The following is a 14,768-nucleotide window of genomic DNA, read 5'->3' as shown; positions in this document are numbered from 1 at the left end:
ACGGATTTTACTTGTCGGAACTCACTTGTCTTCTTTCGGTTCGCCGCAGCCTAGTTCTGCGCCAGTGAGAGGATCAACAGTGGGGTCCGATTTCGTTCTTTCTGCCATCGCTTTGAGCAGCGCCAACTGCTCGCGCGGCAATTTCACTGTCGCCAGGCCATCGCCGCCATCAGCAGCAGGCATCGGTTCTGCGACATAGTTGAAGTTCTCATCACTATTCCAGCTACCTCGCGGATCGTCGCCTTGCGACATGTTGTAGTACACGTCGGTATACTGTTCTACCGGCGGTAATTTACCCGGCGGGAAGTTGTTACGAATCGAATACAGCGCCTTTTCAAAAGAGAGCTGGTGTGCGACTTCACGGGTCATTAAGAAACTGAGCGTGTCTTTTACGCCGGGATCATCGGTCAGATTAATCAGGCGTTCATAAATAATCTTCGCTCGCGCCTCTGCCGCGATGTTTGAGCGTAGATCGGCTGTAACTTCGCCGATAGTATCAATATAAGCCGCGGTCCACGGTACGCCGCCGGAGTTTGTTAACGCAGGGCCGCCGCCATACAACAGAGAGGTGATATGGCTGTCATTGCCATTCTGCGTCAGCGAGCGATAAAGTTCCGCTTCGTTTTCGGTACCTTCCGCCAGCTCGCCTTTAGCGCCTTTATTAAGCATTCCTACCAGTGAGCCGATAATTTCCAGATGACTCAGCTCCTCGGTGGCGATGTCCATTAACATCTCTCTACGACCGGCATCATCATCGCTTAAACCTTGCGTGAAGTAGCGGCAGGCGGCCGCCAGTTCGCCCTGCGGGCCGCCAAACTGTTCCAGCAGCAGGTTCGCTAATCCAGGATTAGGTTCGCTCACTCGCACAGTATATTGAAGTTGTTTTACGTGTCGAAACATATTGCCTCCTGCTTATTATTTATTTTTTGGCTTCAACGCCATCTGCTTCAGATCGCAGTAAAAATTGTTCCGTTGTCTGCGGAATATGTTTGATAAGCCAGTCAGCCATTTGCATTTCTTCTTTCAGAATGGCTTCAATCGTTGGAATTGAGGCAGTGTCGCCAGCTTTTTTTGCCGCCGCCAGCAGGGAGGTATAACAAGCAATTTCGAACTGCTCGAAAACATAACCGCTAATTGAGCCTTTGACAATTTCATCGGAAGGGAACATGCCACCGATAGATTGCCCCATTGCTGCCATTTTACTCATGGAGTCTTTCAACACCGAACGAGAAATGCCATTACGGTCCAATACTTCTTCGAGCATGGTAATTTGATGTTTGGTTTCACTAATATGTTGTTCAATTCTGGCTTTTATATCAGGATAATTTTCAATACGGCTGGCCATAGATTCAAGCATCGATTCTGCCTGTTTTTCCATGGCATGGGCGTCACGAAGCCAGTCATGATAATGTTCAGTATAATTCATTTTACATTCCTCAATGCGTGATAATCTGCTCCGATAATAAAATCGGAATCATGCAAGCTGATAATTAAAAATATTATTTCGATTTGCGTTCAGCACTTTTATTAACATTGCTGACTGCTAAATCGGTAAGTTTTAAATCAGTTTGTTTTTCCTCGTCGAGGGTTTCTTTGAGCAGTTTTAATGCCTTGCTATAGCCGAGCTGCTCGGCCAGGGTGGCTAGCGTGCCGTAGCTAGCGATTTCGTAATGCTCGACTTTTTGCGCCGCGGCGATAAGCGCTGCATCGCGTACTTCGTTTTTCTCCGTACTTTCGATGACTTCATTGGCTTCTTCGATCAGCCCTTCCATAGCGACGCATTTCATTCTTTTCAGTTTAATGCCAGATTCAGATTCGACGATCTGATCAATACGTTCAATCTGACCCTGGGTTTCTTCAAGATGAGATTGAAAGGCCTGGCTTAATTTTTCATTGGACGTGGCTCTGGCTAGTTTAGAAAGAGCCTTGGTTAATTGTTTTTCTGCACTATAGGTATCTGAAAGTAGATGAATAAAAAGGTCTTCAACGGTTTTAATATTCATAAATCTAATTCTCCTGGGCAAAATACTGCGAGCCAGAAGACTCGCAGATTGCTTGATAAAAGCATGTGTTATATTTACATTACAGTAAATCAGGAATTATCGGATTTACGTCCGCCGTGACTATTCTGACCACCTTTTTTACCGGCTTCAGAAGCTCGTTGCGGATCGTTTTTGAAATTCCCACCGCTATGCTGACCGCCTTTGCGGCCCGCTTCAGATGCTTTTTCACGATTCTCGGCGAAATTTCCTGAACCACCACGATGTTCGGCCATATTATTTCTCCTGTCTCGTTGCTTGCTGAAAAAATCGGTTTTAACCGTGTCGACACCCTATTAAAATTAGTTGGTTAAACCGATTAGTCAAATTAACGGAAATAGTTGTGATTTACCGCGTAAATAACGCACAAAAAATGGTTTAGAGATAATATATTCTATATTTTCTTTTAGAATAAGCGATTTAACAGAAAATGCTTTGCATTGTTATTAATAACAAACGTCACTATCTGCGGCCATAGAAACGTTAATGCATTGTTTGTTGACATTTCTTTACATAAAGGCGGGGAAAATTGACGTGAAAACGCTAAATTTTTCGGCGTGATTAGGAGTTTTCTTAGCAAAAATTGACTTCAGACTTTTTGAAAGCTGGACAGGGAATAACACCAAAAAGATTGATGATCTACGTCTGAATCGTGATTCTGGTTCGGCGCCAACCTCTCATTAAGCCGCCAGCGTTATGCTGACGGCTTAACCCGTTATGCGCGGCTGGCGGCTTTCATGGCTGAGACAAAGGACCTGAGCTCCGCCAACATCTGTTCGGGAGACGCGAGGTTTTTCTCGATAATCTTGACAATGGCTGAGCCGGAGATAGCGCCAGCCGCCCCGGCACGCACGGCCGCAGACACCTGTTCCGGCGAGGAGATACCGAAGCCCTGTAACGCAGGCGCGGCATGGTACTCTTTAAGCTTCTCAATGAGATGATGCAACGGCAATGCGCCACGGTTTTCCGCGCCGGTGACGCCCGAACGCGAAAGCAGGTAGGTGTAACCGCGGCCGTAAGATGCGACCTGGCGCAGAAGATCGTCATCCGCATTTGGCGGGCAGATGAAGATCGGCGCGATATTATGCCGTAACGCCGCCTGGCGGAAGGGGGCCGATTCTTCAACCGGGACATCTGCGACCAGCACGGAATCTACGCCAACCTGTTCACAGCGGGCATAGAACGCATCTATGCCGTTATTGAACACCAGATTCGCGTACATTAGCAGGCCAATCGGAATGGTTGGGTGTTTTTCACGAATCAGCGCCAGCATTTCAAAACACTGAGCCGGCGTGACGCCAGCGGCGAAGGCGCGTAAGTTCGCATTCTGGATGGTGGGGCCATCGGCCAGCGGATCGGAGAAGGGAACCCCCAGTTCCAGAGCGTTGGCGCCAGCGTCAATCAGTGTGTCGATAATTTTCAGTGACTGCTCAATGCCAGGGTCGCCCAGGGTCACGAAGGGGACAAAAGCGCCTTCCCGGCGATCGTTGAGTTGGGCAAATAAATTTTCGTAGCGTTCCATCAGATTTCCCCTCGCGCTTTCAGGATATCGTGTACGGTAAAGATGTCTTTATCTCCGCGGCCAGAGAGATTGACCACCAGCAGTTGCTCTTTTTCCGGCTGCTCGCGCATCATTTTCAGAGCGTGCGCCAACGCGTGGGAGGACTCCAGCGCCGGGATAATTCCCTCATGGCGGCACAACGTTTTGAAGGCTTCCAGCGCCTCATCATCGGTAATGGAGACATAATCCGCGCGTCCGATGCTGTTCAGGTACGCATGTTGCGGCCCAACGGACGGGAAATCGAGCCCGGCGGAAATGGAATAGGACTCTTCAATTTGCCCGTCTGCTGTTTGCATCATCGGCGCTTTCATCCCGAAATAGATGCCAACGCGACCATGTTTAAGCGGCGCGCCATGCTCGCCGGTTTCAATACCGTGACCGCCAGGTTCAACGCCTATTAGCCCGACGCTGGTATCATTAATAAAATCGGCAAACATCCCGATAGCGTTTGAGCCGCCACCGACGCAAGCGATAACGGCATCTGGCAGACGGCCCTCTTTGTCGAGGATTTGCGCTTTCGTCTCTTCGCCAATCATGCGCTGGAACTCGCGAACGATGGTGGGATAGGGATGCGGTCCTGCCGCCGTGCCGAGCATATAGTGCGCGGTTTCATAACTACCGGACCAGTCGCGCAGCGCCTCGTTACAGGCATCTTTTAGCGTAGCGGAGCCGCTATGAACCGGGATGACCTCAGCGCCCATCAGACGCATACGGAAGACGTTCGGCGACTGGCGCTCAACGTCTTTGGCGCCCATATAGATACGGCATTTCAGACCCAGCAGGGCGCTGGCGAGCGCAGAGGCGACGCCGTGCTGACCGGCGCCGGTTTCAGCGATAATCTCGCTTTTACCCATCCGTTTGGCCAGCAGCGCCTGACCCAGTACCTGATTGGTTTTGTGCGCGCCGCCGTGCAGTAAATCTTCGCGCTTTAAATACAACGTGGTACGCGTACCGGCGGTAATGTTCTGGCATTTCGTCAGCGCGGTGGGGCGTCCCGCGTAGTTTTTTAGCAGATCGGCGAATTGCGCCTGAAATTCAGGATCTTTTTGCGCGCTGACGAAGGCCTCTTCAAGCTGGTTCAGCGCAGGCATCAGGATCTGCGGCACATACATGCCGCCGAATTCACCAAAGTAGGGGTTGAGAAGTGTTGTCATGTTTTTTCCTTAATATGCGCGCAGTGTCTGAAAAACCGAGGCCAGAAGACGAGCATCTTTGATGCCCGGCTGTGACTCCACACCTGAATTAAAATCGAGACCGGCACAGCCGACTTGCGCCGCCTGGACGCAGTTATCGGCCGCCAGCCCGCCCGCCAGTAACACATTATCCAGCGGTTGCCCCTGTAGCAGTGACCAGTCGAAGCGCTGCCCGCTGCCGCCTTGCCCATTGTCGAAAATGTATTTATCGACATGGTGATAATCGCGTGCGGGAAGGGCATCGCTAACGCTCAGCGCCTTCCAGATTTGCACCTGTTTGGGCAACGCCTCGCGCAGCGCGTTGACATACGCCTGGTCTTCGCTGCCATGTAGCTGTACGGCAGAAAGCGCCAGGACGGCGGCTTTCTGGCAAACATCGGCGATATCAGCGTTCTGGAAAACGCCGACATACTGCAATGGCGCGCCGCTTATCACTTCTCGCGCCTGCTCAACGCTAACCGCGCGCGGAGATGAGGGCACAAAAATCAACCCGCCATATATTGCGCCAGCGTCACAGGCAGCTTTGGCGTCCTGGGCGCGGGTTAGGCCGCAGACTTTATTCTCGCCAAGCAGCACGCGACGGACGGCGGCGTTAAGATCGTCATGCGCCATTAACGCCGAGCCAATTAAAAAACCGTTGGCGAAGTGGCTCAGTTCGCGTACCTGACCATAGGTGTTAATCCCGGACTCGCTGATGACAGTCACGCCGTGGCCCAGTTTTGGCGCCAGCTGGCGGGTGCGATTCAAATCAATCGACAGATCGCGCAGATCGCGATTGTTGATACCTACCACTTTTGCGCCTAACGCTATCGCGCGCTCCCGTTCTTCGTCATTACTGACCTCCGTGAGCACGCCCATTTTCAGACTGTGCGCGACGGCGGAGAGCTGGCGATACTGTTCGTCATCCAGAACCGAGAGCATCAGTAAACAGGCATCGGCCTGATAGTAACGGGCAAGGTAGATCTGATAGGGATCGATAATAAAATCCTTACACAGAATCGGCTGCGGCGCGCTTTGGCTAACGATCGGCAGAAAATCGAAGCTACCCTGAAAATATTTTTCGTCGGTGAGCACCGAGATTGCCGAGGCGTAATGTTGATAAATATTGGCAATACGCGCCGGATCGAAATCATCGCGAATCACGCCTTTTGATGGCGATGCTTTCTTACACTCCAGAATAAAGGCGGTACGCGCGCCCTGGAGCGCATCATAAAAATGGCGTGTACTTGGCTGGATCTCATTTTGAAAGCTGGCCAGCGGCTGTTGCTGTTTGCGGGCTTCTACCCAAATCGCCTTGTCTGCGACGATTTTCGCTAAAACGGTTTGCATTATTTACCCTCTTGCCGCCAGTGCGGTGACTCTGTCATATGCGGTGCCGTTGCGCAGAACATCAAGCACGGTTTGCGCGTTGGCCTTGAGATCTTCCTGACCATGCAGGCGCATCAGCATCGCCACGTTGGCGGCGACGGCGGCCTCATGCGCGGCATCGCCTTTACCTTGTAATAACCGCGTCAGAATGTCACGGTTTTCTTCCGGCGTGCCGCCAGCCAACTGATCCTGATGGTAAGGCGTCAGGCCAAAATCCTCCGCCGTCAGTTGATAGCTTTTAATTTCGCCATCATGTAGCTCCGCGACAATCGTCGGCGCATGGAGCGAAACCTCATCCATGCCGCCGCTATGTACCACCGCCGCGCGCTGATAGCCTAATACCCGTAAGGTTTCCGCAATCGGCAGCACCAGTTCCGGGCTATAGACGCCAATCAACGCCAGCGGCGGATGCGCCGGGTTGATCAGCGGGCCGAGTACGTTGAACAGGGTTCGCGTTTTTAACTGTTGGCGAACCGGCATCGCGTGACGGAATCCGGTGTGATATTTCGGCGCGAACAGGAAACAGACGCCCAGTTCATCTAACGCCTGACGTGATTTATCGGCGTTCATATCCAGATTAATACCGAACGCCGCCAGCAGATCGGATGACCCCGATTTGCTGGACACGCTACGGTTGCCGTGTTTCGCCACTTTCAGTCCACAGGCCGCTGCGACAAAGGCGCTGGCGGTAGAAATATTGATACTGTTACTGCCATCGCCGCCGGTACCAACGATATCCGCAAACAGATACTCCGGGCGCGGGAACGGGGCGGCATTTTCCAGCAACGCAGTGGCGGCGCCGGCAATTTCATTGGGATGCTCGCCGCGAATTTTCATGCTCACCAGCGCGGCGGCGAGCTGTTCAGGCTTAAGTTCGCCGCGGACGACCGCCGAAAACAACTGATGGCTCTCTTGTTGCGTCAGAGTTTGCGCCTGATAGAGTTTCTCCAGAATTGGCTGTAGGGTGTTGGTCGGTTCCAGCTTTTGCTGCGCCTAGGCTAATGTTTGCTCCAGTAGACGCGCGCCCTGTGTCGTCAGGATGGACTCAGGATGAAATTGAAAACCGCAAACGCGATCCGCATCATGACGTACCGCCATCACCATGCCGTTGAAATGGGCGTTAATGGTTAGCCCGGCAGGAACATTACTGCCGACCAGCGAATGATAACGCGCGACCGGTAGCGGATTCGCCAGCCCGGCGAACATCGCCTGACCGTCATGCTCAATGCTGGAGGCTTTGCCATGCAGGATTTCTCCCGCCTGACCGACATAACCGCCGTAAGCTTCGACAATCGCCTGATGCCCCAGACAAATGCCGATGATCGGCAACTTGCCGCGTAGTCGGGTCAGCAGCTCCGGCATACAGCCTGCCTCGCTGGGAACGCCCGGACCGGGGGAGAGCATTAGCACCGGATTTTCCATTGTCGCCAGGCGATCGATAAGCGTCTGCGCCGGAATATGGTTACGGTAAATCACCACGTTATGACCGTTGGTCCGTAGCTGATCTGCCAGGTTCCAGGTAAACGAGTCGATGTTATCGAGCAGCAGAATATCAGCCATCAGAAGGTCTCCTGTGCATGATGCGCGGTGGCGATAGCACGCAATACGGCGCGCGCTTTATTACGGGTTTCATCGGCTTCAGACTGCGGAACAGAGTCCAGCACAATTCCGGCGCCCGCCTGTACGGTGGCGATACCGTTCTCCACCAGCGCGGAGCGGATAACAATACAGGTGTCCAGATCGCCGTGGGCGGTGAAGTAACCGACCGCGCCGCCATAGCTGCCGCGGCGCTGTCCTTCCGCATCGGCAATCAACTGCATGGCGCGTACTTTCGGCGCGCCGCTCAGGGTGCCCATGTTCATGCAGGCGCGATAGGCGTGCAGCGCGTCGAGATCGTGACGCAGTTCGCCCACCACCCGGGAAACCAGATGCATCACGTACGAATAGCGGTCAACTTTTGTCAGATCGGCAACGTAGCGACTGCCCGGCGTACAGATGCGCGCCAGGTCATTGCGCGCCAGATCGACCAGCATCAGATGTTCGGAAAGCTCTTTATGGTCGGTACGCATATCCAGCTCAATACGGCTGTCGAGATCTCTGTCCAGCGTACCATCGGCGCGGCGACCGCGTGGACGGGTACCCGCGATGGGATAAATCTCAATCTGACGGCTGGCGGCGTCATATTTCAGCGAGCTTTCCGGCGACGCGCCGAAAAGCGTGAAATCATTATCCTGCATAAAGAACATATACGGGCTGGGATTGCTCTTTTTCAGCACGTAGTAGGCAGCCAACGGCGACGGGCAGGGCAATGAAAAGCGGCGCGACGGCACCACCTGAAATATCTCGCCCGCGCGGATGGCTTTTTGCAACTGGCGTACCACCGCGCCGAACGCGTCATCGCTCTGATTGCATTCACAGCGCATGTCCGGCACCGGCGTCACCGGCAACGGCGGCGCAGGCTGGGTTAACTGTTGGCTAAGGTAAGCCAGTCGGGAGTTCAGACGCTGTTTTTCCCGGTCGCTTGCGGTGAACAGACTGGCCTGAATACGGGGGCTTTTTTTCTGATGATCTATCACCATCAGCGTTTCCGCTAAATAAAAGCAGTAGTCCGGGCAGTTATTGCCAGCCTCAAGGTGTGGCAGCGCTTCAAAGCCAGCGACCAGGTCGTAGGCAAACAGACCGCCGAAAAACATAGCCTCCCGCTCTTGCGTCGGTATGTTCACCACCCCCTGTAACAGGCGGAACGCATCAAATACCGACAGAGAGCATAAACGGGCGTCTTCATCTAATAATGGGCTGACGGGCGGGAAGCGTAGAACGCGACCGGCAGGCAGGACTTCGTTCTCCACGCCAGCGGGCAGGGCGGTATCCAGTAGCGGCAATAACGAGGCGCCATTATCAGATAACGCCTGAATAGTGACAGTGTCACCTAAAGCGGTAATGCGCAGCGCGCTATCTACCAGCAGCAGGCTTTTTAAATCGTCTTTACTGTCGATATCCGCGGATTCCAGCAGCAGCGTTGCCGGGCGATCGCCGCAGACCTGATGAAAAAGCGCCGTTGGGTTTTCCCGGTAGGCGACATCGCAGGTCAATAGTTCGAGCGTGGGTTTTGGTGTTTGCATGGTTATTCTCATTATTTTGTTCAAAAAAAAGCCCGCTTAACAGGCGGGCCGGGTATCGTTTGGCTGATTACAGCTGTTCATACACCGCCCGCTATCAGGAAGTGCGCCACCAACCGTGTAATGCAAATGTCGCTGCCATTTTAGATACCCTCTTCATGTGAACTTTTGTACTAATTAACTAGTTCGATGGAGTAATGTCAACACCTATTTCAGTATATTTGCCGGAACCGTTATGATGTACATGACATACCTTTATCTCTATGGGAGCCGCCTTGAGCGACACGAATTACGCAGTGATTTACGATCTGCACAGTCATACCACGGCGTCCGATGGACTGTTGACGCCAGAAACATTAGTACACCGTGCGGTAGAGATGCGAGTCGGCACGCTGGCGATTACCGATCATGACACCACAGCCGCGATTCCTGCGGCAAGAGAAGAAATTTCACGTTGCGGGCTGGCCCTGAATCTTATTCCCGGCGTGGAGATTTCAACGGTCTGGGAGAATCATGAGATTCACATTGTGGGTCTGAATATTGATATTGCGCACCCGGCAATGCGCGATTTTCTGGCGCAGCAGACACAGCGGCGTCAGGCGCGTGGTCGGCTCATTGCGGAGCGTCTGGAAAAAGCTCATATTCCCGGCGCGTGGGAAGGGGCATTGAGACTGGCCAATGGCGGCGCGGTGACGCGCGGCCACTTCGCCCGCTTTCTGGTGGAGTGCGGCAAAGCCGCGACCATGGCGGATGTTTTTAAAAAATATCTCGCGCGTGGGAAAACCGGATATGTTCCGCCGCAGTGGTGTACAATAGAACAAGCTATTGAAGTCATTCATCATTCTGGCGGTAAGGCGGTGTTGGCCCACCCGGGACGCTACGACCTTAGCGCTAAGTGGCTGAAAAGATTAGTGGCGCATTTTGCCGACCATCACGGTGACGCGATGGAAGTGGCGCAGTGCCAACAATCGCCCAATGAACGCACCCAACTGGCGACGCTTGCGCGTCAGCATCATTTATGGGCATCGCTTGGATCTGATTTCCATCAGCCCTGCCCGTGGATTGAGTTGGGGCGTAAACTCTGGCTGCCCGCTGGCGTTGAAGGCGTATGGCAGACATGGGAACAGCCGCAAATATCACAGTGAGGGAAGTATGAGCCAGTTTTTTTATATCCATCCGGATAACCCACAGCAACGGCTGATTAATCAGGCCGTCGACATTGTGCGTAAAGGCGGTGTTATTGTTTATCCAACCGATTCCGGCTATGCCCTGGGTTGTAAAATTGAAGACAAAGGCGCAATGGAGCGCATTTGCCGCATCCGTCATCTGCCGGACGGCCACAACTTTACGCTGATGTGCCGCGATTTGTCCGAGTTGTCGACCTACTCCTACGTCGACAACGTGGCATTTCGTCTGATGAAAAACAATACGCCGGGTAATTACACCTTTATCCTGAAGGGGACAAAAGAGGTGCCGCGCCGTCTGTTGCAGGAAAAGCGTAAAACTATCGGCCTGCGCGTACCGTCAAACCCGATTGCGCTGGCGTTATTGGATACGCTGGGCGAACCGATGCTCTCGACGTCGTTGATGCTGCCTGGCAGCGATTTTACCGAGTCGGACCCGGAGGAGATTAAAGATCGGCTGGAGAAGCAGGTGGATCTGATCATCCACGGCGGTTACCTCGGTCAACAGCCTACCACGGTAATCGATTTGACCAATGACTCCCCGGTGGTGCTGCGCGAAGGCGTCGGCGACGTTACACCTTTCTTATAAGGGCGTAAGCCTGTATACTACGCGGCCTTAAAATGGCGCGGCAACGCGCCGTTCATTCTCCTGTTCGACGCCTGTGAAGGCGACACCTGAAGGAAGCTCTATGAGCGAAAAGTTACAAAAAGTGCTGGCGCGCGCTGGCCACGGCTCTCGCCGTGAAATCGAATCCATTATTGAAGCGGGACGTGTCAGCGTTGACGGTAAAATCGCCACGCTTGGCGATCGTGTTGAAGTCACTCCCGGTTTGAAAATCCGTATCGACGGTCACCTGATTTCGGTGAAAGAGTCGGCGGAACAAATTTGCCGCGTTCTGGCCTATTACAAACCAGAAGGTGAACTGTGTACCCGCAATGACCCTGAAGGGCGACCAACCGTTTTTGATCGCTTACCGAAACTGCGCGGCGCGCGGTGGATTGCGGTAGGACGTCTGGATGTCAACACCTGCGGGCTATTGTTATTTACCACCGACGGTGAACTGGCGAACCGCCTGATGCACCCTAGTCGTGAAGTTGAACGTGAATATGCCGTGCGCGTGTTCGGTCAGGTGGATGAATCGAAACTGCGTGATTTAAGCCGTGGCGTACAGTTGGAAGATGGTCCGGCGGCATTTAAGACCATTAAATTCAGCGGCGGCGAAGGCATTAACCAGTGGTATAACGTGACGCTGACGGAAGGGCGCAACCGCGAAGTTCGCCGACTGTGGGAAGCGGTAGGCGTTCAGGTCAGCCGTCTGATCCGCGTTCGTTACGGCGATATCCCGCTGCCGAAAGGCCTGCCGCGCGGCGGCTGGACTGAGCTCGACCTCGCGCAAACGAACTATCTGCGTGGTCTGGTAGAGCTCCCGCCGGAAACCTCGTCGAAGGTTGCCGTCGAAAAAGACCGTCGTCGTATGAAAGCGAACCAGATCCGTCGGGCGGTAAAACGCCACAGCCAGATAGCTGGCGGACGCCGCTCCGGTGGGCGTAATAACAACGGGTAATCTCTACCGCGGTCTATAGGCCGAGAATCATCAGACAAGAGGGTTTGTGCCGGATGGCGGCGCAAACGCCTTAATCCGGCCTACGGTTAATAATCAATTCCCATCTGGGCTTTTACGCCCGCGTCGAAAGCATGTTTAACCGGACGCAGTTCGCTGACGGTATCCGCAAGATCAAGAATATCCCGGTGACAGCCGCGACCTGTAATAATCACCGTCTGGTGACTAGGGCGCGCGTTTAGCGCGCTTATGACCTCTTCCAGCGGCAAATAGTCATACGCCACCATATAGGTCAGCTCATCCAGGACCACCATATCAAGCAGCGGATCGGCCAGCATCCGTTTCCCATGCTGCCAAACGGCCATACATGCTGCGGTGTCTGCCTCGCGATTTTGCGTCTCCCAGGTAAATCCCGTTGCCATCACCTGAAATTCGACGCCATGCGGTTCCAGCAGATTACGCTCGCCGTTGGGCCAGGTGCCCTTAATAAATTGCACCACGCCTACGTTTTTACCGTGTCCTACGGCGCGGGCGGCAGTCCCGAAAGCCGCCGTGGTTTTGCCCTTACCATTGCCAGTAAACACGATAATAATACCGCGCTCTTCCTGTGCCTGGGCGACACGGGCGTCAACCCGATCTTTTACCTTCTGCTGGCGCTGCTGATAACGTTCATCACTCATTGGGCGATTCCTGGTTTACGGCCCGGTTGGGCGTCAAAGGTCATACCGGTTTTACGGCGACTGTCGTCGCCCATAAGCCACAGGTAAAGCGGCATAATATCGGCAGGCGTTTTTAATTTCTGTGGATCTTCCGTCGGAAAGGCGCTGGCGCGCATACTGGTGCGCGTGCCGCCCGGGTTAATGCAGTTAACACGCAGAGAACGGTTCTGGTATTCGTCCGCCAGCACCTGCATCATTCCTTCAGTAGCAAACTTCGAGGTGGCATAGGCGCCCCAGTTGGCGCGTCCCTGACGGCCAACGCTTGATGACGTAAAGACCAGCGAGCCGGCATCGGACTTCAATAATAACGGTAACAGCGCCTGGGTGAGCATAAAGGTGGCGTTAACATTCACCTGCATGACATCCTGCCAGATCTGCGGATCTTGTTCGCTCATTGGACCGATTTCCCCCAGTAACCCGGCATTGTGCAGGACGCCATCCAGACGGGGATAGTGCGCGGCGATGCGGTCGGCCACTTGCCGGCACTCTTCAGCGGTGCAGGTCAGCAGATCGAGCGTAAACCACTGTGGTTGAACATGTTGCTCGTCAGCAATGTGCTGCGCGACCCGACGCAGTTTCTCTTCGTTGCGTCCCAGCAGAATCACCGTTGCGCCGTAACGCGCATACGTGAGCGCGGCTTCCCGCCCAATGCCATCGCTGGCGCCAGTGACCAGAATAATGCGGTTTTGCAATAGATCTTGTTTCGGTTGGTAATGCATGGCTACTCCTCAACGGCGTGGTGCACCGTCCTGCCAGGTTGTCTTATCTTCGCGTTAACTTTTCGGGTTTATGCCTGAAAGCGCCTTTTTTTTCAATCAGACAGGGGCGATAACGCCGTAAAATGAACGTCTTGTCATACTTTTTCTTCCTCAACAGGCACACGGATGAAGAGAGACTGACTTCGATGCCTGTTGTACACTGAGCGCAAGTCGCGTTATTTAATCAAGGTGGGAGTCGTGGAATTGTTGTCTGAATATGGCTTATTTTTGGCAAAAATCGTCACCGTTGTGGTGGCCATTGCCGTCATTGTGCTGCTGATCGTGAATGCTACGCAACGCAAACGTCAGCGCGGCGAGCTGCGTGTGACCAATTTGAGTGAGCAGTATCAGGAGATGAAGGATGACCTTGCTGCGGCGTTGATGGATGGCCATCAGCAAAAACTGTGGCATAAAGCGCAGAAAAAAAAGCATAAGCAGGAGGCGAAAGCCGCCAAAGTGAAAGCGAAGCTGGGGGACATTGCGACATCGGACAAACCGCGCGTATGGGTGATAGATTTCAAAGGCAGTATGGATGCTCACGAAGTTAATGCGTTACGCGAAGAGGTCACGGCGGTGCTGGCAGTGGCGAAACCCGGCGATCGGGCGGTTGTGCGTCTGGAAAGCCCCGGTGGCGTTGTGCACGGCTATGGCCTGGCGGCATCGCAATTGCAGCGCCTGCGCGATAAAAATATTCCGCTGACCGTGACGGTGGATAAAGTCGCGGCAAGCGGAGGCTACATGATGGCCTGCGTGGCGGAAAAAATTATCGCGGCGCCGTTCGCTATTGTGGGGTCAATTGGTGTTGTCGCGCAAATTCCGAACTTTAACCGCTTTCTCAAAAGTAAAGACATTGATATTGAACTGCATACCGCAGGGCAGTACAAACGTACCCTGACATTGTTAGGCGAGAATACGGAAGAAGGGCGGCAGAAGTTTCGTGAAGATCTCAACGAAACGCACCATCTGTTCAAAGAGTTTGTGCAGCGGATGCGTCCGGCTCTGGACATTGAACAGGTCGCCACGGGCGAACACTGGTACGGTCAGCAGGCGCTGGAGAAAGGACTGGTTGATGAGATTAACACCAGCGATGAGGTTATCCTCGGCCTGATGGAAGGGCGTGAGGTGCTGAATGTGCGCTATATGCAGCGTAAAAAACTGATCGATCGTGTTACCGGCAGCGCGGCGGAAAGCGCGGATCGGCTGCTGCTGCGCTGGTGGCAGCGTGGACAAAAGCCGTTGATGTAAACCGCTATTGCCGGATGGCA

15 protein-coding genes, 1 pseudogene and 1 other annotated feature are annotated in these 14,768 nt (G+C 53.7%); of the genes and pseudogenes, 4 read left to right on the top strand and 12 right to left on the bottom strand.

What is annotated here, in order from left to right:
- Window positions 1–21: 21 nt before the first annotated feature.
- From J4685_RS02485 to trpL, 10 genes and pseudogenes are all read right to left on the bottom strand, one after another.
- Complete coding sequence (locus J4685_RS02485) at window positions 22–900, bottom strand: manganese catalase family protein (RefSeq protein WP_000488347.1); 879 nt, start codon at window positions 898–900, stop codon at window positions 22–24.
- Between the two features lie 19 nt (window positions 901–919).
- Complete coding sequence (locus J4685_RS02480; protein WP_001109977.1) at window positions 920–1,426, bottom strand: ferritin-like domain-containing protein; 507 nt, start codon at window positions 1,424–1,426, stop codon at window positions 920–922.
- Window positions 1,427–1,499: 73 nt separating this feature from the next.
- Window positions 1,500–2,003: a ferritin-like domain-containing protein gene (locus J4685_RS02475; protein WP_001022826.1), complete on the bottom strand. Its 504-nt coding sequence runs from the start codon at window positions 2,001–2,003 to the stop codon at window positions 1,500–1,502.
- An 89-nt stretch (window positions 2,004–2,092) separates the two neighbouring features.
- Window positions 2,093–2,275 (bottom strand): general stress protein, encoded by a 183-nt coding sequence (locus J4685_RS02470; protein WP_000807657.1) that lies wholly within the window; start codon window positions 2,273–2,275, stop codon window positions 2,093–2,095.
- Between the two features lie 479 nt (window positions 2,276–2,754).
- Window positions 2,755–3,561 (bottom strand): tryptophan synthase subunit alpha, encoded by an 807-nt coding sequence (gene trpA, locus J4685_RS02465; RefSeq protein WP_000443035.1) that lies wholly within the window; start codon window positions 3,559–3,561, stop codon window positions 2,755–2,757.
- A complete protein-coding gene (gene trpB / locus J4685_RS02460) occupies window positions 3,561–4,754 on the bottom strand; it encodes a tryptophan synthase subunit beta (protein WP_000209485.1) in 1,194 nt (397 codons plus the stop codon). Before trpB ends, trpA begins: the two co-directional genes overlap by 1 nt.
- Before the next feature lie 9 nt (window positions 4,755–4,763).
- Window positions 4,764–6,122, bottom strand: coding sequence for a bifunctional indole-3-glycerol-phosphate synthase TrpC/phosphoribosylanthranilate isomerase TrpF (gene trpCF, locus J4685_RS02455; protein WP_001195278.1), 1,359 nt, complete (start codon window positions 6,120–6,122; stop codon window positions 4,764–4,766).
- Window positions 6,123–6,125: 3 nt separating this feature from the next.
- A pseudogene (trpD, locus tag J4685_RS22405) lies at window positions 6,126–7,721 on the bottom strand (bifunctional anthranilate synthase glutamate amidotransferase component TrpG/anthranilate phosphoribosyltransferase TrpD).
- Complete coding sequence (locus J4685_RS02440; RefSeq protein ID WP_001194397.1) at window positions 7,721–9,283, bottom strand: anthranilate synthase component 1; 1,563 nt, start codon at window positions 9,281–9,283, stop codon at window positions 7,721–7,723. The pseudogene trpD and the gene J4685_RS02440 overlap by 1 nt, the downstream one beginning before the upstream one ends.
- Window positions 9,284–9,305: 22 nt before the next feature.
- Window positions 9,306–9,401: a sequence feature (Trp leader region), on the bottom strand.
- Window positions 9,378–9,422: a trp operon leader peptide gene (gene trpL / locus J4685_RS02435; RefSeq protein ID WP_010989026.1), complete on the bottom strand. Its 45-nt coding sequence runs from the start codon at window positions 9,420–9,422 to the stop codon at window positions 9,378–9,380. Its footprint overlaps the feature before it by 24 nt.
- Window positions 9,423–9,543: 121 nt before the next feature.
- Between trpL and rnm the strand changes: the two genes are divergently transcribed.
- The 3 genes from rnm to rluB all read left to right on the top strand — a co-directional run bounded on the left by rnm (window position 9,544) and on the right by rluB (window position 12,029).
- Window positions 9,544–10,425, top strand: coding sequence for an RNase RNM (rnm, locus tag J4685_RS02430; RefSeq protein ID WP_000500438.1), 882 nt, complete (start codon window positions 9,544–9,546; stop codon window positions 10,423–10,425).
- 7 nt (window positions 10,426–10,432) lie between these two features.
- A complete protein-coding gene (locus J4685_RS02425; RefSeq protein WP_000077250.1) occupies window positions 10,433–11,053 on the top strand; it encodes an L-threonylcarbamoyladenylate synthase in 621 nt (206 codons plus the stop codon).
- 100 nt (window positions 11,054–11,153) lie between these two features.
- Window positions 11,154–12,029: a 23S rRNA pseudouridine(2605) synthase RluB gene (gene rluB / locus J4685_RS02420; RefSeq protein ID WP_001291233.1), complete on the top strand. Its 876-nt coding sequence runs from the start codon at window positions 11,154–11,156 to the stop codon at window positions 12,027–12,029.
- Between the two features lie 86 nt (window positions 12,030–12,115).
- On the opposite strand, the gene cobO is transcribed toward rluB, so the two are convergent.
- Both cobO and J4685_RS02410 read right to left on the bottom strand, forming a co-directional pair.
- Window positions 12,116–12,706 carry a cob(I)yrinic acid a,c-diamide adenosyltransferase gene (gene cobO, locus J4685_RS02415; RefSeq protein WP_001278859.1) on the bottom strand — a complete coding sequence of 197 codons (591 nt, stop codon included), beginning with the start codon at window positions 12,704–12,706 and terminating at the stop codon, window positions 12,116–12,118.
- On the bottom strand, window positions 12,703–13,464 hold the full coding sequence (locus J4685_RS02410; protein ID WP_000559310.1) for a YciK family oxidoreductase: 762 nt from the start codon (window positions 13,462–13,464) through the stop codon (window positions 12,703–12,705). The genes cobO and J4685_RS02410 overlap by 4 nt, the downstream gene beginning before the upstream one ends.
- Before the next feature lie 237 nt (window positions 13,465–13,701).
- Here J4685_RS02410 and sohB point away from each other — a divergent pair, with 237 nt between their 5' ends.
- Window positions 13,702–14,748: a protease SohB gene (gene sohB / locus J4685_RS02405; RefSeq protein ID WP_000422087.1), complete on the top strand. Its 1,047-nt coding sequence runs from the start codon at window positions 13,702–13,704 to the stop codon at window positions 14,746–14,748.
- Window positions 14,749–14,768 lie beyond the last annotated feature (20 nt).

Origin of the sequence: Salmonella sp. 32100201201700099SM (assembly GCF_017572645.1) — a bacterium.
GTDB classification, from domain to species: domain Bacteria; phylum Pseudomonadota; class Gammaproteobacteria; order Enterobacterales; family Enterobacteriaceae; genus Salmonella; species Salmonella enterica.
This window is presented reverse-complemented; position numbering and strand designations above follow the sequence as displayed.